Annotated in this window: 22 protein-coding genes; 10 read left to right on the top strand and 12 right to left on the bottom strand. The window is 43.2% G+C overall.

From position 1 onward, the window contains the following. Nucleotides 1-212: 212 nt before the first annotated feature. From ABYU67_RS08565 to ABYU67_RS08550, 4 genes are all read left to right on the top strand, one after another. Nucleotides 213-899: a DUF1285 domain-containing protein gene (locus ABYU67_RS08565; RefSeq protein WP_372844594.1), complete on the top strand. Its 687-nt coding sequence runs from the start codon at nt 213-215 to the stop codon at nt 897-899. 169 nt (nt 900-1,068) lie between these two features. After that, nucleotides 1,069-2,079, top strand: coding sequence for a glutamate racemase (gene murI, locus ABYU67_RS08560; protein ID WP_372844583.1), 1,011 nt, complete (start codon nt 1,069-1,071; stop codon nt 2,077-2,079). 193 nt (nt 2,080-2,272) lie between these two features. Next, nucleotides 2,273-3,301 (top strand): DUF4062 domain-containing protein, encoded by a 1,029-nt coding sequence (locus ABYU67_RS08555; protein WP_372844582.1) that lies wholly within the window; start codon nt 2,273-2,275, stop codon nt 3,299-3,301. 211 nt (nt 3,302-3,512) lie between these two features. Then, nucleotides 3,513-3,812, top strand: coding sequence for a hypothetical protein (locus tag ABYU67_RS08550; protein ID WP_372844581.1), 300 nt, complete (start codon nt 3,513-3,515; stop codon nt 3,810-3,812). Nucleotides 3,813-3,998: 186 nt separating this feature from the next. Here the strand turns inward: ABYU67_RS08550 and ABYU67_RS08545 are convergent, their stop codons facing one another. The 3 genes from ABYU67_RS08545 to msrA form a co-directional block, all read right to left on the bottom strand. Beyond that, nucleotides 3,999-5,471, bottom strand: a complete 1,473-nt coding sequence (locus tag ABYU67_RS08545; protein ID WP_372844580.1) for a lytic murein transglycosylase — start codon at nt 5,469-5,471, stop codon at nt 3,999-4,001. Nucleotides 5,472-5,674: 203 nt separating this feature from the next. Then, on the bottom strand, nt 5,675-6,334 hold the full coding sequence (gene tmpT, locus ABYU67_RS08540) for a thiopurine S-methyltransferase (protein WP_372844579.1): 660 nt from the start codon (nt 6,332-6,334) through the stop codon (nt 5,675-5,677). 330 nt (nt 6,335-6,664) lie between these two features. Then, complete coding sequence (gene msrA / locus ABYU67_RS08535; protein ID WP_372844578.1) at nt 6,665-7,186, bottom strand: peptide-methionine (S)-S-oxide reductase MsrA; 522 nt, start codon at nt 7,184-7,186, stop codon at nt 6,665-6,667. 202 nt (nt 7,187-7,388) lie between these two features. On the opposite strand from msrA, the gene cmoA reads away from it, so the two are divergent. Further along, complete coding sequence (gene cmoA, locus ABYU67_RS08530) at nt 7,389-8,177, top strand: carboxy-S-adenosyl-L-methionine synthase CmoA (RefSeq protein WP_372844577.1); 789 nt, start codon at nt 7,389-7,391, stop codon at nt 8,175-8,177. 61 nt (nt 8,178-8,238) lie between these two features. Further along, on the top strand, nt 8,239-9,276 hold the full coding sequence (gene cmoB, locus ABYU67_RS08525) for a tRNA 5-methoxyuridine(34)/uridine 5-oxyacetic acid(34) synthase CmoB (RefSeq protein ID WP_372844576.1): 1,038 nt from the start codon (nt 8,239-8,241) through the stop codon (nt 9,274-9,276). 29 nt (nt 9,277-9,305) lie between these two features. Here the strand turns inward: cmoB and ABYU67_RS08520 are convergent, their stop codons facing one another. Beyond that, on the bottom strand, nt 9,306-9,524 hold the full coding sequence (locus ABYU67_RS08520; RefSeq protein WP_372844575.1) for a DUF2788 domain-containing protein: 219 nt from the start codon (nt 9,522-9,524) through the stop codon (nt 9,306-9,308). 427 nt (nt 9,525-9,951) lie between these two features. Between ABYU67_RS08520 and argS the strand changes: the two genes are divergently transcribed. The 3 genes from argS (at nt 9,952) to ABYU67_RS08505 (ending at nt 13,887) form a co-directional block, all read left to right on the top strand. After that, complete coding sequence (argS, locus tag ABYU67_RS08515; RefSeq protein ID WP_372844574.1) at nt 9,952-11,781, top strand: arginine--tRNA ligase; 1,830 nt, start codon at nt 9,952-9,954, stop codon at nt 11,779-11,781. A 68-nt stretch (nt 11,782-11,849) separates the two neighbouring features. Then, nucleotides 11,850-12,638: an SPOR domain-containing protein gene (locus ABYU67_RS08510; protein WP_372844573.1), complete on the top strand. Its 789-nt coding sequence runs from the start codon at nt 11,850-11,852 to the stop codon at nt 12,636-12,638. Between the two features lie 154 nt (nt 12,639-12,792). Beyond that, nucleotides 12,793-13,887, top strand: coding sequence for a PTS transporter subunit IIC (locus tag ABYU67_RS08505; protein WP_372844572.1), 1,095 nt, complete (start codon nt 12,793-12,795; stop codon nt 13,885-13,887). A 92-nt stretch (nt 13,888-13,979) separates the two neighbouring features. Here ABYU67_RS08505 and ABYU67_RS08500 read toward each other — a convergent pair whose 3' ends face one another. The 5 genes from ABYU67_RS08500 to rdgB all read right to left on the bottom strand — a co-directional run bounded on the left by ABYU67_RS08500 (nt 13,980) and on the right by rdgB (nt 20,381). Then, nucleotides 13,980-14,945: a c-type cytochrome gene (locus ABYU67_RS08500; RefSeq protein ID WP_372844571.1), complete on the bottom strand. Its 966-nt coding sequence runs from the start codon at nt 14,943-14,945 to the stop codon at nt 13,980-13,982. A 479-nt stretch (nt 14,946-15,424) separates the two neighbouring features. Further along, nucleotides 15,425-16,699, bottom strand: a complete 1,275-nt coding sequence (clpX, locus tag ABYU67_RS08495; RefSeq protein ID WP_372844570.1) for an ATP-dependent protease ATP-binding subunit ClpX — start codon at nt 16,697-16,699, stop codon at nt 15,425-15,427. 150 nt (nt 16,700-16,849) lie between these two features. Then, the gene (clpP, locus tag ABYU67_RS08490; protein WP_372844569.1) at nt 16,850-17,545 is read right to left on the bottom strand and encodes an ATP-dependent Clp endopeptidase proteolytic subunit ClpP; all 696 of its coding nucleotides are present in this window, start codon (nt 17,543-17,545) and stop codon (nt 16,850-16,852) included. Nucleotides 17,546-17,957: 412 nt separating this feature from the next. Then, nucleotides 17,958-19,298, bottom strand: a complete 1,341-nt coding sequence (gene tig, locus ABYU67_RS08485) for a trigger factor (RefSeq protein WP_372844568.1) — start codon at nt 19,296-19,298, stop codon at nt 17,958-17,960. A gap of 429 nt (nt 19,299-19,727) precedes the next feature. Then, entirely contained in the window at nt 19,728-20,381 is a 654-nt protein-coding gene (gene rdgB, locus ABYU67_RS08480) for an RdgB/HAM1 family non-canonical purine NTP pyrophosphatase (RefSeq protein WP_372844567.1), read from the bottom strand. A 528-nt stretch (nt 20,382-20,909) separates the two neighbouring features. Here rdgB and ABYU67_RS08475 point away from each other — a divergent pair. After that, nucleotides 20,910-21,539, top strand: a complete 630-nt coding sequence (locus ABYU67_RS08475) for a superoxide dismutase (protein WP_372844566.1) — start codon at nt 20,910-20,912, stop codon at nt 21,537-21,539. A 114-nt stretch (nt 21,540-21,653) separates the two neighbouring features. On the opposite strand, the gene ABYU67_RS08470 is transcribed toward ABYU67_RS08475, so the two are convergent. The 3 genes from ABYU67_RS08470 to ABYU67_RS08460 form a co-directional block, all read right to left on the bottom strand. Beyond that, the gene (locus ABYU67_RS08470) at nt 21,654-22,394 is read right to left on the bottom strand and encodes a hypothetical protein (protein ID WP_372844565.1); all 741 of its coding nucleotides are present in this window, start codon (nt 22,392-22,394) and stop codon (nt 21,654-21,656) included. A 133-nt stretch (nt 22,395-22,527) separates the two neighbouring features. Further along, entirely contained in the window at nt 22,528-23,346 is an 819-nt protein-coding gene (locus ABYU67_RS08465) for a DUF72 domain-containing protein (protein WP_372844564.1), read from the bottom strand. Nucleotides 23,347-23,402: 56 nt separating this feature from the next. After that, on the bottom strand, nt 23,403-24,449 hold the full coding sequence (locus ABYU67_RS08460; protein WP_372844563.1) for a polyprenyl synthetase family protein: 1,047 nt from the start codon (nt 24,447-24,449) through the stop codon (nt 23,403-23,405). Nucleotides 24,450-25,363: the final 914 nt, after the last annotated feature.

Below are 25,363 nucleotides of genomic sequence, written 5' to 3'. Positions count from 1 at the left end.
ACATCAGTGTTAAGGTAAGATTAAGACAGTGGGTGTACAATGACGATATTGCCTGACGATGTTATCTGACCATATTATCTGACCATAGTGTCTTATGATACCCGAAACTAAAATTTATAGTAATAACAGATTTGCCAAACTTTGATTACTACTTAAAGGTTCTTACGATGACAGATAATAATACACGTATCAATGCCCCGACTATAGACACCATGAAGGATACTAATGCCTTTAATGATAAGCTGTCTGAACTAAACAATTTAGACAACTTGAGTCAGTATCTAAAGTCTGTGGCGGGGGCGCGTGAAGGGCGTGCCATACCGCCCCTAGAGAACTGGCATCCCGAACAAATTGATGATATGGACTTGGTCATCAAAGCCAATGGCGAATGGTGGCATGAGGGCGGGCATATGACTAGAGAGTCATTGGTCAGTCTGTTTGCCACTATCTTATGGAAAGAAGAAAACGATGGCGTGACTGAGTATTTTCTAAAGACGCCCGTACAAAAACTGCGCATTCAGGTGGAAGATGTGCCACTTCTCATTAATGATGTTGGTATCGTTAACGAAGATGGTCATAGTTGGCTTGAGTTTACTACAACAACAGGGGACGTCGTTCGCTTAGATGATGAACATCCTATTCATTTACGTCATTATCTTCCTAATAACAAAAAAAACGTTGCGCAGAGTAACAATCAAGAAGAAACCAGCCAGCATGCGGACGTAACGACACAAATACGCCCTTACATGCTGGTTCGAAATGGGTTAACCGCGCTTATCGGACGTAACGTATTTTATCACTTAACCGAGATTGGGCAGCTGACCGAGCAAGATGGGGAGACCATACTGACCCTGCAAAGTGGCGGTCGCGCTTATACACTGTCAATGCCGTCCATTTAACGGTTGATAATGAGCTATAATTAGTCAGTTATTGCTAATAATCTTTAGCAGAACTTGTTATCTATTTATAATTCTTTTTATTTATAGACCAATCGTTAAGGATGATGTTAGTTAACATTATCAGTAGAATCGGTATAAGAATACTTCTATCAAATGGCAGTAAAATAATATGAATGTTGCCGCAAGCGCCGTTACTGACACGGTGAGTAATTATTCAGGAATCCCTGATACGCAGACCCCTAGAAAAGTAATGACTAGTACTGTAATACACAATCAGCCTATAGACCATAAAGGGATAAAGGCCGATTGTAGTGCACCCATTGGTTTATTTGATTCTGGTATCGGCGGCTTGTCTGTTTATCTGCATCTGGCTCAGCAACTACCCCATGAGCGTTACGTCTATTACGCCGATAACCTGCATGTGCCCTACGGCAACAGAGACAGTGATGATATTAAAGCGTTGACATTAACGGCAGTAGAGTGGCTATATCAACAAGGCTGTAAGCTTATTGTCATTGCATGTAATAGCGCCTCAGCCTACGCGTTAGAGACAGCAAGGCAGCACTATCCGCAGCTGGCGATTGTCGGTTTGGTGCCAGCATTAAAACCTGCGGTATTGGCCAGTAAAAGTGGTCATGTGGCGGTACTGGCAACTAAAGCAACACTAAACGGCACGCTTTTAAATGATGTCATTGCTAAAATAGCCAGCCCAAATGCCACCAAAGTGACCAAATATTTTGACCCACAACTGGTGCCTTGGGTAGAATCAGGCATGCCAATCAACAGTAAAACGGCGCAAAATCTGCGTCAGCAATTGCAAGTGTTTGCAAAGGATGGAGTAGACCAGCTGGTATTGGGCTGCACGCATTACCCGTTCTTTAAAGATTTTTTGCTACAAGAGATTGATGAGCAAAAACTATCGATGCAAGTGGTTGATTCGGGGCAGGCAATTGCGGAGCGTGTTAAGCAACTATTGATAAGCCATAATTTGTCAGCATTACCTACAGATGACGTGGATAAAAATAGGGTAGTGGGTGCTGGTTTGAGTGGCGATCAGATTAAGCCACCATTGACATTTTATGCGACCAAATATGATAAGCAAATGAGTCCGCTGTTATCACGTTTGCTTGGCGCGCAAACACCTTTACAATACCATCCTCATTTTGAGTATCTGTCTTAGATGCGCCTGAGATTAATCTCAATACAGCTGTTATAATCCCGTAGTATATTAATGGAATTGGAAATAAAATAAATGCACTATAGCAATATTATGCTAGGCTTGTATTTACCAAATAGAATATGTAGATAGTTTGTTATTATGCTTTTTTTGAGAGCCTACTTTTTTGATCAGCTAACTAAGATTAGAGGTGTTCGTGCTAAACCGTCGCTACCATATTCATGTTGTATGCGCTGATAACGACCAGTTATTGGTATTGGATAGTATTGCGATATTTTTTCAAGGGCGCGCTTTTTTAACCTATGATGCCTCCAGTAAGTTACCCAAAGCCTCATTGTATGGGCGTCAATGTATCGATGCTTGTGACTATGCTTTGATGGTCATTGGCGATAGCTATGGTACTACCCAAAATAACGGTGTCAGTCAAATGCATCTGAGTTATCTCAATGCTAAAGCGAAGCTCAAGCCGTTATTGATACTAATAAAGAAACACCATAATGGCGCTAATATTAGTAGACAGCTGCAAGAATTTACCAATGCAGTTACGTCAAAAACCGATAAGATCTATTATTACGAGACAGAAAACGACATCGATCAGCTGCTTATCCAAGCCTATTATAAAATGGTTGCCAGCCATCACATAGAGGCTGAGTGGATCAGGGTTGATGAAGAATTGATGAAGACCAATAAGTCTTCAGTATCTGAGGCCCTAGCAGCTACTTTGACAAACAATCAAGTAATAGGGCAAGAAACGACGGTTGTTCCTCAGCAGAGGATGGATGATAATGTCAGTAAACCACTCGTATTGACCGATACCTTTGAGATTCGCTATAAAGCTCAGGCTTATGAGGGTGGTAATTTAACTGACGTCACAAGATCTATGGTACTAGCATGGCAAGACATTTTGATCACGCTGATAAAAATGCCTGCTACTTTTTCAAACTATGGTTTGCAAAGTGGTATCAACCGCTTAATTGCGACGCGAGCTGAGATTGATATCAAGCGCGAGATGCCAAATGTCCATGCGGTAGCACGGTGCCAGATCTCTCAAGACGATCTCACGCATTTGCAGCGGCAATTGATTGGTGCCAACTGGATACAGCTAACCACCTACGGAACACGGGTCACACACGAGCTTTGGAAATTAACTTTTTATGCAAAAAGCCTACTTGGTGAAAAAAAGCCATTGCTAGGAGCTTCTGCCATACCAACTGCCACTAGCTAACATATGCGTATGGCCTTCGCTATCATCATTCAGTACTTTTACGATAAATCTTATTATTGCATCCATATCATGATTCTCTAACACGCTTTTTGCCGCTGGCTACGTTTTGTAATACAAAGTATACGTGGCACTCGTTGTCAATCCTTTTGATACTCGTAATAATGATTTATATGAACACATAATAATACTGAGTAATTAAGGAGAGCGAACAATGAGTAATGATAAAAATGACGCGTTAAGAAGTGAGTTGGATAGCTTAGAGCAAACCATGCATGAGGCAAGTCAGTTTCATACGCTAGAAGAGCAGGTAGCGGATATGAAGCGTCGCGGCATTGATCCGACCAAAGTCTATAAAGAGCTGGATAGAAAAGAAGAGGACGCAGATTGGGGTGATGCCACTTGGAAAGAAAATGGCAAATGGGAGCCTAAGACGCCAGCAGATTTAGATGAAAAAGCTCGCGAGAACTGGAATGGTGACAATGGTAAGCCAAATCCGCCGCCCATCGTCTAATGTCTAAAAACTGGATGTTCGATATATGAGGTCAATTGTTGCAAGTTATAGTGAATGACAGAATATATCCCATGAAAAAGCCACGCTAATGAGCGTGGCTTTTTGGTGTTATGTGTACTTATTATTAGTTAGTAGTATCTAAAATAATACCATCTAAGCTAGACATAGCTAAAAGACATTATCTGATCAGGAGCCTGCATCAATACGTACCAGTTTTATGCTGCCATCAGCCCCTGTTACACGGCGATATCGCGTTGTACCTGAGTTTGAGGGAGTGATCGCTGTAGGCTGCGAGTAGCTAGTAGGCGCTGTGCTTTGCTGTTGAATCAATTGTCCCATACGATCAGCAGGTACAGGATTCAAAGGACGGCTGTTTGCTGGCTGGTTATATTGATTGCCGTATTGCGACGTGTTAGGTGCCGTATTACCCATGATGGCACGATAGAACTTCTGACCTGCACGCCCATCAGCTGGAAAAATGCCATGGCTAGACTGGTACTGCTGAATAGCGGTACGCGTATTATCACCGATGATGCCATCGACGGCGCCGATATCATAGCCTGCATTTAATAATGCTTGCTGAATCGCTCTGGATTCTTGGCGACCGATACCAGGGTCGTCAGTTGGCCACGCTGTGATAAAGTCGGTTTTACTACTGTCCTCGCGCGTAATCAGATCTGATAAATGAGCAATCGCCAGCGCATAACTTTCTGAAGCATTATAAGAATAGAACGTATCGAAGTTTTTACCGACTAAGAATGCAGGGCCATCTTTGCCAGCGGGTAGGAGTAATCCCGCACTACTTAAGTCAGAAGGCAGAGGGTTACCATTGGCAAGGGTCAAGCCTTGATTGCGCCAGTGACTCATCGACTTTTTGTCTTTGCGATTGGACGCTGCCCAGAATCCACTTGGTAGTTTTACCTCATACCCCCATGCTTCGCCTGAACGGTAGCCACGTTTGTCTAAAAAGTTTGCCGTAGAGGCAAGGGCATCGGGGACGCTATTGACCAAGTCGCGGCGACCATCACCATCAAAGTCGACTGCCAATTCTAAAAAGGTACTCGGCATAAACTGCGTTTGTCCAAATGCCCCTGCCCAAGACCCTGTCATATCACTTGGTGCAATATCGCCGTTTTGGACGATTTTTAGCGCATTGGCATATTCACCTTGGAAATAGCTCTGGCGACGATCAAAGCAAGACAAGGTCGCTAAAGACTCAAACAAAGGCTTTTTGCCCAATGTCTGGCCAAAGTTCGACTCCACACCCCACACGCCTAATACGTGCTCGGCTTTAACGCCATAGCGCGATTCAATTTTACGTAACGTATCTGCCCATTGACGCTTGGCGCGGATACCATCTTCAACGCGTTCAGTATCAACGAGCGACGACAAATAATCCCAAACGTCCTTTTGAAATTCTGGCTGATAATTCAATGACTGAATCACGCTAGGATCAGGCTGGCTTGGGCGATAATTATTAAAAGTATAGCTATCGACGCCGCGAAATTTGCTAGAGTTCTTAAGGCCGTCTAGACACTGCTGAAACTGAGCGTTAGACAAGTTTGGTGCGTCTGGTTTGGCAGCTTGAGCGGTGCTGGCAAGACTAAGACCAATGGCTGTCGTTAATAAAGATAAGGTGGATAAGTAAGTCAAGCGCATAAAAATATCCTATAAGCGTCAAAGTAGCTGTTAAAAATAGTATTAGAAACGAGCTATTAAAAAGTGAAGCAAAGCGATTAAAGGTCGATTTACTTAGAGTAACCAATCTCAATAGTAAAGAAAAGGTATCGCAGCACTCAGTTACTATAAGCTGACGTTGGCGTGATATTAGGATAGGGTTAAAAAATACAAATGGAATGTTTTTATTTTTTCTTTAACAACCAAACAGGCTCTGTCACTGCCATCTCAGGGGCAGCGTTCAATATAGATGACTCTTCTTCAAGCTGATAAATTTGATAGTAAGCGCTGTAGTATTGCTGAATTTGCTCAGGGCTGATTGAAAAGGGTGGTCCTGCTCGCTCATTTTGATCGTAATTGAGGGTCAATAACAGCTGAGGCGAGTTTTGACTGAGGCTACAAACCTGCTGACTATATTGAAGGCGCAGCTCTGGTGGCATAGCAATCAGTGCCGCTCGATCGTAGACAGCATCAACGTGACCGATATCATGAGAGGTTAATGTAAAAATGTCAGCAGCCCATAATGCTATGGTTTGCCCTGACAGAGTGCCTTGATAGCATTTGATGTCTGAATTTTTACTGTGCGGTTTTATGGTATAAGAGATATCGTTCTCAATAAAAAACGCCTGTACCGCTGACTCAACCAATTCAATACCAACAATATCGAAGCCTTGCTTGGCTAGCCAAATCATATCAACGGATTTGCCGCATAAAGGGGCAAAGATACGGCTATTAGCTGGCAGGTTTAGCTGCGTAAAGTACTTCGCTAACAGTGGATTGACATCAGGCTGATGAAAGCCGATACGTTTCTCTTGCCAGCGGTTGTGCCAAAATTCAGCGTTCATATTTTTGCCTTTATTCGTTGAGGTTATGAGATATAGTCAATTCCAAATAAAACCGGTGCCTTATATTGCAACGCGTAACTGGGATAAATTTTTCTGCCTTGCCTTGCCTTGCCTTGCCTACGCCGACAGAGGCTGTATAAAAATTATCTCAGTCCCGCTGTATCGTTTTAATATTGAATCCATTATCTCTATATAATAACGGTTTGAGTGATACTGCTAAAGGTACTAAAAAGCCAAATACTTATATGATAAGCATTTGGCGTTTATGACCTATATGACCTACTGAGACTGTGGTTATAGTTAATTCTGAGCTGTTAAGCACACTGCTATTTAACTCACCATATATTGGCTAAATTCTTTACGCAATTTGGCAAGCTTTGGTGGTATGGCAAAGTTGCAATAAGCCTGTCCTGGATTGCGATTAAAAAAGTCTTGATGGGTATCTTCTGCTTGATAAAACTCAACCGCAGGGTGTACTTCGGTGACCACATTGACGCCCATATCGCGCAGTTTGTTGATGGTGCGGTCGATCGTGGCTTTTTGGTTTTCTTCGGTATAAAAGACCACGCTGCGGTACTGACTGCCGACGTCATTGCCTTGGCGGTCCATGGTAGTGGGATCATGGGTGGCAAAGAAAACATCAAGTATCACCTCTAACGGGACAATAGAGTCGTCGAACTCGACTTTAATCACTTCAACATGACCTGTGTTGCCACTACAGACCGCTTCATAGTTGGCAGAAACAGCGTCTCCGCCCATGTAGCCTGAAACCACAGATTGTACGCCTTTTACCGATAAAAATACCGATTCGGTGCACCAAAAACAGCCACCGCCTAATATAATGGTTTGCATAATTTTTCCTATTTTTATAACTATAACATACGGGCTAAGGATTTTTGCTTAGCGATACCTATTTAGCTTAGCAGGGCATCTGATGGCGATAAGTAACAAACAGTAATGTTATAATGTGCTTTTGCTACGTTGCGGCGCTTGCAGCTAATAATGACGAGCAAGACCATCAATTATCTTCTAATTTACGTTCTATTATCACACAATGAGTCGTACCATGAGTCAATCTAAGCCTGCTGTTGTTAAACATGACACCCTATTTACCACGCCACTTGATAAGGCGGCGCGCTTCTCTTTTGATGAGCAAGTAGTGGCGTGTTTTCCAGATATGATTCGTCGTAGTGTGCCAGGTTATGGTCAGGTACTGGCGATGCTACCTATCTTTGCTCGGCGTCATTGTAAGTACCGTCAGCAGAGTGAGAGTGGTCAGCGTGTCAGTCGCGTTTATGATTTGGGCTGCTCACTTGGCGCGGCAAGCATGGCACTGGCGGGTGAATTTGAGCCGCAAGACTTACAGATTAAAGCGATTGACATCTCACCTGCGATGACCACCGAAGCGACTACTTTACTTAATGATAATTATCCTGCGCATAATATTGAAGTGATTACGGCCGATATTCGCGATGAAGAGCTTGAGCCATGCGATATGGTAATTTTAAACTTAACCTTACAGTTTTTGCCCGCCAACGATAGAGTCGCAGTATTAGAGAAAATTTATGCGGCATTAAGCGAGGGCGGCATACTGGTACTAACTGAAAAGACCCATGCTTTTGATGAGCAATATGATGCGTGGTTGGTTGAGCGTTATTATGATTTTAAACGTGCTAATGGTTATACCGAGATGGAAATCAGTGGCAAGCGTAACGCGTTAGAAAATGTTTTGATTACTGATACTTTAGATGAGCATCATACGCGTCTGGCGCAAGTTGGTTTTGAGCGTCATCTGACGTGGTTTCAGTTTTTAAACTTTGTCTCTATTGTGGCGTTTAAATAACGGTTAAATTCCTAAAACTGAACAACCTCCTATTTTCTGATTTATACGGTAATCCGCTTTTATGCTTAACGACACCATCATTCACGCCGAACGCGAATTGTATTTAACCTTGTTAGAGTTAGCCCAGCAGCAGCCGAGCGCTTATGAGTGGCTTACGCGCTTACCAACATGGTTAAATGCTATCAAGGACAAAGCCAACTACGCGCATGCACCCGCTTATCAAGCATCAGTCGCTCGTTTACCGAGGTTAACGGTCAATAATGTCGCTCTAAACAGCGATGTTCTGACGATTGAGGCAAATCTTAGTGAGTCTCAGCACAAACAAACAACGGCATTATTAAAGCAGCTGATGCCGTGGCGTAAAGGACCTTTTCAAATCGGGACTGCACAGAGTGAAGATGATCAAGCCGCGCCAATTTTTATCGATACTGAATGGCACAGTGATTGGAAATGGCAGCGGGTTGCACCGCATTTAAGCCCTCTAAAAGGTCGTCGCGTTCTAGATGTGGGCGGTGGTTCTGGCTATCATGGCTGGCGTATGGCAGGCGCTGGCGCGAATACGGTCATTATCATTGATCCGTCTTGCTTGTTTTATCATCAGTTTATGGCGATTCGGCATTTTGTCGGGGCTGCTGATAGATATAAAACGCATTATATCCCCGTACCGCTTGAAGCCTTACCTGAGCATAGCCAGTTATTTGATACCGTATTTAGCATGGGGGTGCTCTATCATCGCCAATCGCCGTTTGAGCATTTACAACAGCTAAAAGGACAGCTGGTCAAAGGCGGTGAGTTGGTGCTTGAAACCTTGGTTATCGAAGGCGATGCCAATACGGTACTGGTGCCACACGACCGCTATGCGCAGATGAATAACGTGTATTTTTTACCATCCGTCGCGGCATTGACCGGCTGGCTAGAAAAAGCGGGATTTACGGAGGTGCGCTGCGTCGATGTGGCAGTCACCTCGATTGAGGAACAACGTAAAACGGACTGGATGACTTATCATTCGCTAGCAGATTTCTTAGATCCTAATGATCCTAGTAAAACGCTTGAAGGCTATCCTGCGCCGATGCGTGCGACTTTGATTGCCAAAAAATAAGTCGCAAAGTAAGACGTTGTTAATATGGTTTAGATAAACCACCGTGTAAATGCCATTTCCAGCAGTATTTTTAAGATAAAGCCGATAAAGCCAGCACCAAGTGCTAAAAACATCCAAAACGTACCAGCGCGACCTGCTTCAGACTGTTTTGATAGGTCCCAGATGATAAAGAATAAAAAAGCAATAAAGATGGGCAATAAGATATAAAGCCCCCAACTGGTAACGGTACTGGCAGCAATAGCAAACATAATTTTATCCTGTAGATAGAGTCAAAAAGTACCACGTTCTCTGTTCGCTATTTTTATGACTTCTGAGTGCAATACTTATAAATAGTTGAATAAGTATTGGCGCGGCACGATATCTAGAGAAGGTGGCCAATAAATGGCGTTATTATAACGTGGAACAGAGTAGGGATGAATATATCACTGACCTTAGGAAACAGGAACGCTACAATAGCCCTGACTTATCTGCCCTCTGCCACTTATAATAGCCCTTAAATGCCAAATACATCCTAGATAAGCGCTAGCACCTTGCTACAAACGGCATTTTATGGCTATTTTTGGCTCAAATAGTGCAATAGCACGTAAAGGTTGTTATATTTATAGGTTACTTATCTTTTAGCATTAGTTTATATCCCACCATTTTTATTGTTTATTTATCTGAGTTTATAGTCCTATGTCACAAGCCCAAATCGATACGCTTACCTCACTGTTTGACAGTGCGATTGAAGTCCTCAAAAATGACGGCGAATTACCGGCTGATTGGCAAAACAATAGCCAAATTACGCGTACCAAAGATACCAGCCATGGCGATTTTGCCAGCAATATCGCCCTGACGGCCGCTAAAGCCGCCAAAGCAAATCCACGCCAAGTGGCTGAAAAAATCGTTCATGCTTTGCCTGAAAATCAAGATATTCGCCAAGTAGAAATCGCCGGTCCTGGCTTTATCAACGTCTTTTTAAATAGCGAAGCAAAATTTGCTGTTTTAGATGATATCTTTACTTTACAAGAGCGCTTTGGTTTAACTAAGCAGTTTGATGGGCAAAAAATACAGGTTGAATTTGTCTCCGCTAACCCAACTTCTAGCTTGCACGTCGGTCACGGTCGCGGCGCTGCATTTGGTATGAGCGTATCAAACTTGCTTGAAGCTATCGGTTATGATGTGACACGCGAGTACTATGTCAACGATGCCGGTCGCCAGATGGATATCTTAGCGACCAGTACTTATTTGCGCTATTTAGAAATCAATGGTGAGACCATTACTTTCCCAGTCAATGGGTATCAAGGCGATTATGTCAGTGAGATTGCTCAGACACTAAAAACCCAGCACGCTGACAGCTACGTACATCATTTTGCAGACATTGCCAAAGACGTACCAGCAGATGCGCAGTTTGAAATCACTGCTGCTGGCGAAAAGGTACTGCTATCAGGTGATAAAGAGGCGCATATCGATGGGCTGATTGCCAACAGTAAGGCGTTACTGGGTCAAGACTATGAGCTGTTCCTAAATGCTGCATTGAGCAGTATTTTGGCCGATATCAAAGACGATTTAAATGACTTTGGTGTGAGCTATGAATGCTGGTTTAGCGAAAGATCTATCGATAGTGAAATTGAGCCTGTATTACAGAGTCTAGAAGACAAAGGCTATCTCTACGAAAAAGAGGGCAATATCTGGTTTAGATCAACAGATTTTGGTGATGAAAAAGACCGTGTGGTACGCCGCGCTAATGGTCAAAGCACCTATTTTGCCTCTGATATTGCTTACCATAAAAATAAATTTGATCGTGGTTTTGATAAGGTCGTTAACGTTTGGGGCGCTGACCATCATGGTTATGTACCACGCGTAAAAGCGGCGTTGCTCGCATTAGGTATCGACGCTGAGCGTCTGGATGTGGTGTTGGTGCAGTTTGTGGCATTATGGCGCGGCGATGAAAAAGTACAAATGTCATCACGCTCTGGTAAATTTGTCACCTTACGTGAGCTACGTCATGAAGTTGGCAACGATGCCGCGCGTTTTTACTATGTTGCCCGTAAGCCTGAAGTACACGTTGATTTTGACTTAGAACTTGCCAAATCGCAAAGTAAAGACAACTTGGTATATTACATCCAATATGCCCATGCCCGCGTTTGCCGCGTATTAGAAAAACTACAAGCAAGCGGTCTAGAGGTAAATGATGCGATGGGTGCAGCTCAGCAAGAGTTATTGACCGCGCCGAGCGAAGAGGAGCTGATTAAGCTACTGGCTGCTTATCCTGCAACCTTGCTACGCTCAGCGACAGGTTATGAGCCGCATATCTTGACGAACTATTTAAAAGAGTTGGCAGCGTTATTTCATGGTTGGTACGATAGCAATCGTATCTTGCCAGTGAGCTTGACGTCAGGTGAGACGCCAAGTGCAGACGAGATGGCGATGATGCAAGCACGTTTACGTTTATCTAAAGCCGTACGCCAAGTCATTAGTAACGGGCTTGGTTTATTAGGGCTGTCTGCACCGTCTAGCATGTAAGATACAGCTGGCAACTGACAGTAATAATTCGATAATGACAGATAGATTCAGTAGGGAGAATGCGATCCATGTTAGCCAAAAAACCAAGAGGTGCCACTGAAAAGCGCAAAACAAGTAGTGCGTCAGGCTTATTATGGATGTTCGTTGGCGCTATATTGACCCTGATGATTGGGGTGTTCTTATATCTGTCACCATGGTTTAATTTTAGTCCCGCTGACAGTGCTGCAGATCCAAATAAGCAAATCCAGCAAAGAGTGGACCCTGATGCCGACAATGGTGACTATGAGTTTTATGATATTTTGCCCAATCAAGAAATGGCAACCGTCCCTGATGAAGAGTTTGGCGAGGCTGATGGCGATCAACTGGGTCAAATCACAGAGTTTGAACCGGATGTGATCGTCAATCAGACTGACGGTACAGCGTCCAGTAGTAATGAAGATGCGGGTAGTGTCTCTGAAAGCACTAACAGTGAGCCAAATACTGGCGCGGTTACAGGCAATGATGACATTGTCATCGTTGAAGAAGATGCAACCTATGACGGCACGCCAGCGACGAGTAATACAGGGACAAGTGCAAGCAAGCCCAACGCTGGTACTGCAACCATTCAGGCTGCCAAACCTGCCACTTATATTTTGCAAATTAACAGCTTTGGTGATGCTGATGAAGCCGACCGTCGCCGTGCACAAGTACTGATGGCAGGTGTCGATGCAAAAGTGGTAAAAAGTACGACCGGTAATGGCTTGCCTATCTATCAGGTGATATCACGCCCAATGAATAGTCGCCAAGCGGTAGCTACCGCTCAGCAGCGCTTACAAAATAATGGTATCGATTCTATTATTGTTGAACAGCGTCGTTAAACGTAAATTGAATCACTTTTTATAAAAAAGCGTCACTATGACGCTTTTTTTATACATTTTTTTTGCTAATTACACTGTATGTTTTTAAGATCAATCCACTATATTAAGCTTTTTTAATCTCATTTCTATTGCCACACTAACCGAGAGTATCGCTATGACGGTATCTGATTCAGCAGTAACCACTACAAGCCCTTTTAAAGCATTTTTCCAAAAATACTTTATCGATGCATTTACTGGGATGGCATTAGGGCTATTTGTCACCCTAATAGCTGGTTTGATTATCTCGCAAATCGGCGGTTGGCTAAATCTGCCAGCGCTCATTGCCGTCGGTAAGTTGGCATCTGTGCTCATGGGCGCGGGCATCGGTGTTGGCATTGCTTATTATCTAAAAGCGCCAACTTTGGTGATGCTAAGCTGCTTGGTCGCCGGTATGCTTGGTGCTCACTCTGAAGCATTGATGGCGGGTAATTTGTTTATGGCGCAAGAAGCAGGTCCGGCAACCTTTGCTGCGCTGCCAGGCAATCCAATCGGTGCATACTTGGCGTCAGTTTTTGCTTATCGTGCTGGTACATGGGTGGCTGGTAAAACTAAGCTTGATATTTTACTAGTGCCGTTGGTAGTCTGTGCAGTGGCATTGGCTATATGTGCACTACTAAATCCTCCTGTCGTTGCGGCGGTCAATGCCATCGGTCAGGGTATTCAAGCAGCAACTACCTTGCAGCCATTATTGATGGGTATCGTAATCGCTGTCGTGGTCGGTATATTATTGACGATGCCGACATCGAGTGCGGCGATTTGTATTGCTATTGGGCTTGGCGGAGTTGCAGGCGGGGCGGCGGTAGTTGGCTGCGCGGCGCATATGATTGGCTTTGCTGTCGCAAGTTTCAAAGATAATGGGATTAGCGGCGTGATATCACAGGGTTTGGGTACCAGTATGCTGCAAATTCCTAATGTACTCAAAAAGCCCATGATTTTATTACCTGCTGTCATAGCAAGCGCCATCGTTGGTCCTATCGCAACTGTCGGTTTTGGTTTGGCGTGTACGGCGACCGGCGCGGGTATGGGCACCGCAGGATTGGTGGGTGTCTTTGGTGTGATTGATGCATCGAAAGAGATGATGAGTACCGGTCAGTTATGGACGGCGATTGTATTATTGATGTTTGTATTACCAGCCGTGATTGCTGGCACTGTGGCTTATATAATGCGACGATTTGGTTGGTTGGTTGATGGCGATATGAAACTGCCTTAAACTAAATTTTAGTATGAATCTTATGGTCTATCTCAAAAAGCCCAGCTATTTTAGCTGGGCTTTTGGTTCTCTATCACTTATCATTTTTTACACTAACGACGTACGTCTTTTGGGGCATCACCGTTTGGCCAATCCTTATCTTTATTGGCTTTTACCGGTCGTGGCAAGTGGGTAAAATAAGCCGCAATATCGACCGCTTCTTGGTCAGTTAAGGTGTTGCCTTGACCGAAGGGCATTTTGCCTTTGATAAAGGCAGCAGCGGTATAGGTGCGCGCCATACCAGCACCATCATTGAACGACTTTTCGCCAGCGACAGCAGGGTAGATGTAGGTACCATCATCGTTATACTGACCTTCACCAGTAGCACCGTGACAAACGCTACACTTCTCTGCAAAGAGCTTTTTACCATTATCGGTATTTGGCTCAAGGTTTTTATCGACTTTGACAAAGCCGCGACCTTCAGGCGATACGCCAAATGGCATGTCTTGTGACAACCAGCTCATATAAGAGACCATGGCATTCATGTCATCAGAATTTAGCTCCAGTGCTTTACCATTCATCGAACGCTCAAAACAGCCGTTAATACGCTCTTGTATCGTATTGACGCGACCGGCGCGCGTACGATAGATGGGATAGACACTGGGCATATTGTTCCAAGGTGCGGCGTAAGCCTCTGATCCGTTGCCAAGGTGACAACTGGTACAGTTAAGCTGATTACCAACGTTGTTTGGCAGCTCTTTATAAGTGTGATTAGCGATTTGTAAGCCGCGACGCACAGCAGCGCCAAACTCATCATCTGGAATCGTAGATTCATCTGGCATCTTGATAGTCGGCTTACCACCTGCGGTCGCAGTCATGTCATTGGCAGCTGGCATGTTACTTTTAAGCATGTCAGCGCGTGCTTCAAGATCTTTTACGCGTGCCAATGCTGCCGCTTCTTCAACGCGGTCAACGGCTTTGGTTTCTGCTTTATCGCTACAACCAGTAAAGCCCGCAGCGCTTATGGCAAGCATAGTGGCTATCAAAAAAGAATTTTTAGGATATGGGAGCATTTTCATAGGAATATCCTTATTTGAAAAAATAATATAGAAATCTGAATTTATATGCTAATTTAGTTGCCATCATGGTAGAACTGAATTGATATTTTGTGGCAGTAAAAAGCTAAGCAAAAACAAGATAAGAGTAGGGCTTAAAACGGCATAAAAAGCACCGCATAAAAATAACAGGCAATCTAGCGTTTCTAAGCCAATTTTTGGTGCTTAGCAGTCTAACTTTAGCGCTTAAAAACTTATTTCTCAGTTCTTAATATTTAGAAATAAATACTAAGAACTGAGAAAAATAAAACGGTAGGTTGCTAGTAACATTATTGTATCAAATACAAATACGTAAAGTGTTCTAAAATTGAAATTATTACTGAGTTTCTCAATCCTTTATATTGGACTTTAGATAGCCATAAAAAAGCGCTCAAACATAAAGTATGTTTGAGCGCTTTTAGTATAAATAGCTATATGTTAACTGATATACGTTAACTGAGCCGTTAGGCAATTTCAGGCGTTTTACCTTCGTTAATCACTTGCTCATCAACGAGTACGGTCTTAGCGTTTTCCATAGACGGCAACTCGTACATGGTTTCAAGTAAAGCGTTTTCAACGATAGAGCGTAGACCACGAGCACCCGTCTTACGGGTCATGGCTTTTTTGGCGATCGCATCAAGCGCTTCTTTGGTAAAGCTAATCTCAGCGCCTTCCATATCAAAGAGATACTTATACTGCTTAACTAAAGCGTTTTTAGGCTCAGTAAGAATCTGTACCAAGGCTGCTTCATCAAGCTCCTCTAGCGCAGCAAGTACTGGAAGACGACCAATCAGCTCTGGGATCAGACCAAATTTAATCAAATCTTCAGGCTCTACTTGCTGAAGTAGGTCAGAGCTGCGACGGCTGTCATCTTTTGAGCTGACATCAGCATTGAAGCCAATACCTGTTTTTTCTGTACGCTGCTGAATGACTTTATCAAGACCAGCAAACGCGCCACCAACTATAATCAAGATATTGCTGGTATCGACTTGAATAAGCTCTTGCTGCGGATGCTTACGACCACCATGCGGCGGGATAGCGGCAACCGTACCTTCGATAAGCTTCAGCAACGCCTGCTGCACACCTTCGCCTGACACATCACGGGTGATAGATGGGTTGTCGCCTTTTTTACTGATTTTATCTATCTCATCGATATAGATAATGCCTTGCTCAGCTTTACTCACATCATAATCCGATGCTTGTAGTAGCTTTTGTACGATGTTTTCAACATCTTCACCGACATAACCAGCTTCAGTTAGAGTCGTGGCATCTGCCATGGCAAATGGCACATCAAGCAAGCGCGCTAAAGTTTGCGCCAGTAAAGTCTTACCAGAACCGGTTGGACCGATTAGCAAGATGTTACTCTTTGCCAATTCAACCATGGCATCATCAGCGCCGATTTTGGCTTTTTTGCTGTCACTGGCTAAGATTTGGCTAACCTTTAAACGCTTGTAATGGTTATAAACGGCAACCGCCAAGGCTTTTTTGGCCGCGTCTTGTCCGATGACATAGTCATCAAGCTTAGCACGTAGCTCTTTTGGCGTTGGCAGCTTTTTATTGACCCAAGAGGTATCAATATCGCTATCGTCATCACCATGTTCGTCACTATCAGCAATCAGATCGGTACATAGCTCAATACATTCATTACAGATATTGGCATCATCAGCAGCAATCAGCTGCTTTACTTCGCTTTTCTCTTTGCCGCAAAACGAGCACTGCGGGGTGTTATCTTCTGCCATATACAGGCACTCCTAAAATTTTATACTGCTCAATAGTCTGATTATGGACATCGATGCAAAGGCGCAGGGCACTCAATATATTTTCTCTTACCCTATCGCGCTTGGGCATCTGATGTTTTAAAGTCTTTTAAACGTCTGCTATTAAGGCTTTCATAGAGAAGTTGGGCGACGCTCTAATACTTCATCAACCAAACCGTATTCTTTGGCCTCGCGGGCATCTAACCAATAATCACGCTCAACGTCTTTTTCGATTTTTTCAACTGGTTGACCGGTACGCTCAGCCAAAATCTCGTTCAAACGCGCACGAGTTTTTAGAATCTCACGGGCATTAATTTCGATATCGGTTGCCTGACCTTGCGCGCCACCTGACGGCTGATGGATCATAACGCGAGCATTAGCTAGCGCATAACGTTTGCCCTTTTCGCCAGCAGCAAGCAAGAACGAACCCATACTATAAGCGCCGCCCATACAAATGGTTGATACTTCAGGTTTGATAAAGTTCATGGTATCAAAAATGGCCAAACCAGCACTGACTGAGCCGCCTGGTGAGTTGATATATAAATGGATGTCTTTATCAGGGTTTTCCGCTTCCAAAAATAGCAGCTGCGCCACAATAAGATTGGCCATATGGTCTTCAACTTGACCGGTCAAAAAGATAACGCGCTCACGCAATAGACGCGAGAAAATATCAAACGAGCGTTCACCGCGCGCTGATTGCTCAACTACCATCGGAACCAATGCCGCTTGGGGCGCGCTTTGGTTATATTGTGCGCTTTGGGCGGTATTGTGTGCACTCATCAGCATATCAAAATGCGGGTTGGCAGTGATGCGATCATAATCTGTCATAAAAATATCCTGTTTATAAAGATAGAAGGTAGAAAATCGTTAAATTTTTATTGGTGTTTATCATTGTAAACATTGTCGGTTTATAAGAAAACCTATTACGCTAAATGAGACGGGTTCGTGTCAATAGCTGATTCATAATGATAATAAAGGCTATTTACTTAAAATAATTGAGACAATGGTAACTTTTTTATCCTGTAAATAGTAATTTTTTCATGTGAAAAATGACTTTCTACTAAGAGCATAAGGGACTTTCTATTAATAGGGCGTTTGTGCGCACTTATCAAGGGCACTGTCTATAATCTATTGATAAAGATAGCATATAAGCCACCAGTAAAAATGCCCTAACACGGATGTCAGGGCATTTTTTTAATCTTAACAATCAGTGCCAATAGCTGGCAAAGGGCTTGCTAGATTACATCGCTTGCTGTTGTTGCTGAGCAGCTAACAAATCTTGGTAGCTGACTTCTTTGTCAGTGACTTTACCTTGACCAATCAAGTAATCAACCACTTGATCTTCTAAAACCACAGACTCAATGTTAGCGCGCTGCTGTTTGTCATTGGTGTAGTACTCGATGACTTCACTTGGATCTTCGTAGTTTTCAGCGGCTTCTTTGATAAAGCTTTCAACACGCTCTTGATCGACTTCTAAGCCTTTGGTGTCGATAACGCGAGCAACGATGATGCCAAGACGGGCAGCACGTAGCGCTTGTTCTTCGAACAGCTCATTTGGCAGCATGTCTTTATCAAAGCTATCAGCATTGGCGCCGAACTGCTGAGAAAAACGTTGCATCATCATGTTGCGCTGACGATCGATTTCTTGCTCTAGCATAGCGTTTGGTACGTCAAACTCATTCTTTTCTAGTAGGGCATCAAAAGTCGCTTGCTTAACTTGGCTACGCGCAGCGTTCTTGATTTCGCGTTCCATGTTTTTGCGTACGTCTTCTTTTAGTTTTTCAACGCCGCCTTCTTTAACACCGAACAGCTCAAGGAACTCTTCATTGATTTCTGGAAGCTTAGATTTTTCAACCAATTTTACGTTGATTTTGAACTGTGCTTCTTTACCCGCTAAGTTTTCAGCTTGGTAATCTTCTGGGAAAGTAACGTCGATTACTTTCTCTTCGCCAGCTTTCATGCCTTTGATACCCGCTTCAAAACCAGGAATCATCTGGTTGCTACCGATAACTAGTTTAAAGTCTTCAGCAGAACCGCCTTCGAATTTCTCACCATCGATAGAGCCTTCAAAGTCAAACGTTACTTGATTGCCTTTGTCCGCTTTACCTTTTTTCTCAACGAACTCTTCACGTTGCTTTTGTAGGTTTTCGATCATAGTGTCAACGTCTTCTTCACTAACTTGTGCAGTGTGACGCTCAACTTCGATCTCATCGATACCTTGTACATCAACTTCTGGGAAGATTTCAACAGTGGCTTGATAAACCAAGAAATCATCTTCAAGTTTGACGTCATCGATGTTTGGCATGCCAACGGCGCGGATGTCTTCAGATTTGATTGCTTCAAAAACGGTATCACGGATCACGTCGTTGATGACTTCTTGTTGAATGCCAGCACCGTATTGTGAACGGATATGTGACATAGGGACGTTACCTTTACGGAAACCGTCAATCTTGGCAGTTTTCGCAACTTGGCGAATACGGCCTTCAACTTTATTTTGAATCTTTTCAACGGGTACTTTAACCGTTAGCTGAGTTTCTTTGTTAGATAGCTTGTTGGTTGTGACTTGTAAATCTGTAGCCATGTTGATTACACCTTTAGGATTAAATAGTACTTAAAATGAACAGTACTTAGGGTTAAATAGTAACAGACAACCATGCCGCAAATAGGCATATGCTACTGGTTGCCGCTGGAATAAATAGGGGATAGTGACAGCTATTTTACCACCAATGCCTTGAGCAATTTTACCACCAATGCCTTGAGCAATCGCCCCAGACGCTGATATAAAAAATGGTAAATCTTAACGGATGCTATCAACTATCAATATTAACCATTAATGGCTCGCATAATACCGCTTTTTGGTGAATTATGCAGACAAATAACGGCTTTCAACAAAATTTTAAAAGTAGAACAGTATAATCTATCTGATTATTAAAGTAAAAATTATCTCTTTCATCGCTACTCGCACGATTTTCATAAGCCTTGCCGTGTGCTGCTGGCTGATTTGATACGACTATAATGGCAATTGTGCCAATAATTGCGCAATCGCCTGACCACGATGGCTGATGCGGTTTTTATCAGCAGCGCTTAAGCTTGCTGCGCTCGCTTGCAACTCTGGCAACCAAAATAGCGGATCATAACCAAAGCCGCCATCGCCATACGGCGCCGCCAAAATCTCACCATGCCATAAACCCTGCGCGATAATCGGTAGCGGATCATCGGCATGACGCACCATGGCGAGTACGCAAACGAACATGCCTTTAATCGGCTCATTAGGGCGTACTTCTCGTATACACTGCAAGTCAGTGATGAGCTTGGCGTTGTTTTTGGCATCATTGCCATGCTCACCTGCATAGCGTGCAGAATAGATGCCCGGGGCGTTGCCTAATACTGGTACACAAAGCCCAGAATCATCGGCAATCGCAGGCAAACCACTAATACGGCTGGCATGATGGGCTTTAATAATGGCGTTTTCGACAAAACTCAAGCCATCTTCAATCGCATCGTCGATATCGAGCTGACCTTGCGGGATGATAGTAACGTCTAAGTGAGCTTCAGCAAATAGGCGACTCAGCTCAGCAAGCTTGCCTTTATTATTGCTGGCGAGTACCCATTGCTGGTGTGAGGTCGAGTGGGTCAAGGGTCGCGATGTGCGGGTAGCGCTCATATTGGAAATTCCGTCGTGTCGTTAGATCTACATAAAACAGAGAGATTATATTCTGATATGGAACTGGTATAAATATTTCCTGCTTGCTCATGTTAGCCTGCCTACGCAGGCAGAAGCTACAAAAACTGATGTTAGTTCCGCTGTATTTTTTATGGTAAATAAGCGATGGGCAAACGCTACTCAATACGCTTTGTATAACATTTGGTAACTGATATTTGTCGCCACTATTGCTATAATAGCAGCCAAGCTACAGTGAATTATATCTTATAGCTTGTGAATATCTGGTTAATAAAGTCAAGTGTTTGGCTTTTAAGCCAAGAGCAAGAAAAGAATAATAGTTAATTTGGGATTCATAATAATACGTGATACTGTGTTCAGCAATACAATGTATTAATCGATAACATTCATTTCAAACAATAAACTCAGCCAATTTGGTCCGCTATTTTATAGGGTTTTTTGCGTGTTAAAAATAGCGTAAAATTCAGTTTCCATAAAATAGTGGCTAAAAATAGCAAGGATAAAACAATTATGTCAAAGATTACACTACCAGAACTACCATACGCAAAAGATGCACTAGAGCCACACATCAGTGCTGAAACGCTAGAGTATCATCATGATAAGCATCACAATGCCTACGTGACTAAACTAAACGAATTATTACCAGGCTCTGGTCTAGAAGACAAAACGTTGCCAGAAATCATCATGGCGACTGCTAAAGATGACAGCAAGCAAGGTATGTTTAACCAAGCAGCGCAGGTATGGAACCATACGTTCTACTGGAACTGCATGACCCCAGACAATGGCGGCGGCGAACCTACTGGTGATCTAAAAGCGAAAATCGAAGAAGATTTCGGTAGCTATGACAAGTTCCGTGAAGAGTTCAAAAACGCAGCATTGACTCAGTTTGGTTCAGGTTGGGCATGGCTAGTCGCTGATAAAGTCGGTGGCAAACTGTCTATCGCCAAAACAGCTAACGCTGATACACCACTTGCACATGACCAAATCGCAGTATTGACTTGTGACGTATGGGAACATGCGTACTATATCGATTATCGTAACCGTCGTCCTGACTATGTTGATACGTTCCTAGACAAGCTAGTGAACTGGGACTACGCAAATGCTAAATATAAAGGTCAAGATGCTGGTGTTGAGGAGTAATCTTTAATCACTTAGTATTTGATTTGAAAAAAGGATGCTGAGAGGCGTCCTTTTTTTTGGTTAAAAATAGTAACTAAAATTATTAATAATTAAATTAACGTGTTTAAGTCATTATTAACTCTTAGATTCTATTTGGCTAATTTTGTGTTTGAAATAGTCGAACTGTTCCTTAATCCATTCTGGTTTATATATCTCAAAAAATACTTCGTTTGGATTGCCTAGGTCAAATGTAGGCTTTACTAATTTAGCCCCCATCGTACCGGCTACATCAAAAAGTGCTTGAGCAATTTTTTCCCATGCAGTGGCTGCTAATTGAGTAAGCTCTATATCAGGAAATTCTGATAATCGCCATTGGCGCTCAACGCAAGTATATTCACCACTTCCATCATCTTCCTTATAAAGAATTCCAAGAAAGTCTTCATCTTTCGCAGCAAAGTAAATATACTTTTTTACTGCTTCTTCGCTATCACTAAGAGGGTTTATTGGTAATCCAATTCCTAATTTCATACCTCGACCTCTCGTAAAACCAACACTGCCTGTACTAGCTGGCTTAAGCATAGACTTGTGAACAACTATATCTCGTTGCTTATACAAATACTTAATTAACGGATCAGAAGAAAGTTCAGCCTTCTTTTGATTTACAAGAGAAGAAGTTGTTTTATCTTTTTGCAATTCCATAGTTAATAACTGCATTGTTTCTTTGAGAGATCTGAGGAATGAGGATAAAGACCATCTAAATTTATCAGCAGAGTGATAGTTTTCTTCCATTAATCGAATGAACCATGCTGCTTCTTCTAGACGGTCAAATGTAGAAGATAATGACTCAAAAACTTCTTTGTTTGGGCATTTAGTCATATGAAGGAATATCCTATAAATAATCTCGTTGTATGATGAGGTCATTGCAGCGTAATACATTATCTATAATCGGAAAGTTATGATTGAATATTATCTACATTCTTTGCAACAACTTAATAAAAATGATTAGATCCTACAACACCTCAAACCCAAACCTACCCAACGCCTCTCGCAACATCGCAATATTATAATACGCATGCGCCTTCACGGTGTTTTGAAAGAAGATATAGAGCGTATCAAAATGCTGACGCTGATTGGCAATCGCTTGCGCCCAGTCGTTCATTTCAGCCTCAGAGTAGCGATAATCATGACGGTCGGCAGCGCTCATCGCATCCCACCAGTTTAGATTATTACCATGCATACGCAGATAGCCAGTACGCTGAGTGAATATCAGCCGTGACGGCGGTAGACCGCTGACTTTTGGATAATCGACGCTGCACCAAATCAAGCCTTGCTCGGTAAAGCTATCGACCACTTGCGGGGTATGCCAACCGTTATGACGAAACTCGACCGCTAATGGATAATCCTTAAACCAACTGACGAGGTTTGCGAGATAAAGCCGATGCTCACGAATACGGTCAAAGCCGTGGGGGAATTGCAGTAATAATGGCGCTAGAGCATTAGCTTCGATAATTGGCGTAAGCGCAGTCAAGAAAGCTTGCGCGTGATCGCTCGTGCCTTTACGCGCATGGGTAAAATCTTGGTGCAGCTTGACCGCGAACTTCAACTCACTATCTGCTTGCACATATGCTTTATCGACCATGCCAGCAAAGGCTTTTTGTCCGATAGGCGCGTAAAAGGTACTGTTAATCTCGACCGCGCCATACTGCTTGGCGTATTCGCGTAAGAAATCCGTTTTTTTGGTGCCGGTTGGATATAGCGTACCAAGTAGGTCGGTATCGCTATAACCGCCTGTGCCAAGATAAATACGTTGAGTCGGGCTACTGTCCATGTTGACCACCCTTTGCTATTTTTGCTAATTAAAAATTTGACGTGTTATTGGTAGCGCTACTTTTTACGCGCCCACAGCCATTCAATCAGTGCTATCAGTGCGTCATTATCTTTGCTATCACCAAGCTCACGATCACTAAATTCACGATTGATGGCTGCGCGCCCGTCATTAAATAGTGACTGTGCATAGCTGGTCGCTTGCTCAACGCCCATCAACTTTACATAAGTAGATTTATCTAACTTTTCATCGCTGCCAGCAGGTTTACCAAGCGTATCAGTGCTGGTGGTGACATCCAAAATATCATCCTGAACTTGAAAAGCAAGACCAATATGCTGGGCGCATTCCTGTAAAGCCATACGCTGCGGAGCGGTGGCACCAGCACAAATACCGCCCATTAACATCGCAGCCTCTATTAATGCGCCGGTTTTATCACGGTGGATAGCTTCCAAATCATCTTGTGTGATGTCATTACGGGCTTCAGCATTCAGATCGAGCATTTGACCCGATACCATACGGCGGGCACGCGGGGCAAAGATGGCGAATAGCTGGCTTGTGATAGCTGAATCGAAAGGTGCAAAGGTTGGCATCTCGGCGGTCAGTACTTCAAAAGCCAGCGTCTGCAATACATCACCTGCGAGCAGTGCAGTCGCTTCTTCAAAGACGATATGCGCGGTTGGCTGACCACGGCGTAGCTCGTCATCGTCCATACACGGCAAGTCATCGTGCACCAACGAATAAGTATGCAGCAGCTCCACCGCCAATGCTGCACGGCGGCACATATCATAATCTGAGTCGTTTTCTAGCAAGGTTTCTAAACCATCGCCATTTGCCATGCTGTTTTTATGATGAGTGGCGTTATCAGAGTCATTATGGCTATAGGTGCTGGAAAAAGCGCTGGCAACCAATAATGGGCGTACCAATTTGCCAGTACCAGTCATGACATAACGGCAGGCATCCAGCAGGGGGCTTGGCAGCTCAGCATAAGCAAACAATACCTCTATATCTTGCGACAGTTGCGCACGCACCTCATGGTGAAACTGCTCTGTGTTATGAAAAGGTATAAAGTTAACAGGAGCAACGCTCGACGTAGAAGAAACAGACATAACCCAACCTTCTATCAGGTGAATAATAAAAATATCGTTAGTGTAACATGATAGATTATATTCCTTATCTCACATGCATGATTGCTACTACATTTTTTAAGCTTGTATATCAAAAATATAAGGTGCGGTATCAAGAACAAAAAAGCTTCATATAAAAAATGCCATGCAATAATGCAACAAACCCTCGTTACGTATTATTGATTTAACTTAGTGGTCGAATATGTTTTGATAAGAGGCTGCATTTAGCGATCAATCACCACAGTCTAATTCTAGTATGCAAACAGTCACTTAAGGCAGATGATGAGTCAGGTAAAGGGCTGCTGTAGATTTAAGAGTGACTTGCGAGTATGGTATTAGCTTGTGACAGTCGGGGGCATAATCCCCTACACTAATTGGCGTAAAATTGCTCTGATGATGAATAAGTAAGGTTTCACCCTACTGTTCAATTAAAAAACGGCTATCAGACCAAGTATCAGTCAACAGCGACAACCGTAATAATAGAATACCGGCACATAGCATTCACATAGCATTGAATGTATGGTTATAAAAACATAAGCGCTGGGTCATACAAGCGCTGAATAATAAAGACATCGGCACTGTTTAATCTGACTAACTTTTATCAGCAGTATCACGATGACGTCATCGTTGTTGATTATGATAAAAGGGCAGGTTGGTGGTGTTATTACCCATTTTTCTAACAATAACTGGCTATGTCCTTTAATTTTAAAACTTTTAATTTTAAGATGTAGCTTTTGTTATATAGCAAGGAGTTCCAAATGGTATACCAAGGAAATCGCATCACGGTGACAATGCTAGAGGATGGCATCGCCAACATGCAGTACAACGCCGAAAATGAGAGCGTGAATAAGTTTGATGCTGAAACCAATAAGCAATTTGCCGAAGTTGTGACAGCC

The sequence above is a fragment of the Psychrobacter sp. genome (assembly GCF_041554015.1).
Taxonomy (GTDB): Bacteria; Pseudomonadota; Gammaproteobacteria; order Pseudomonadales; family Moraxellaceae; genus Psychrobacter.
This window is presented reverse-complemented; position numbering and strand designations above follow the sequence as displayed.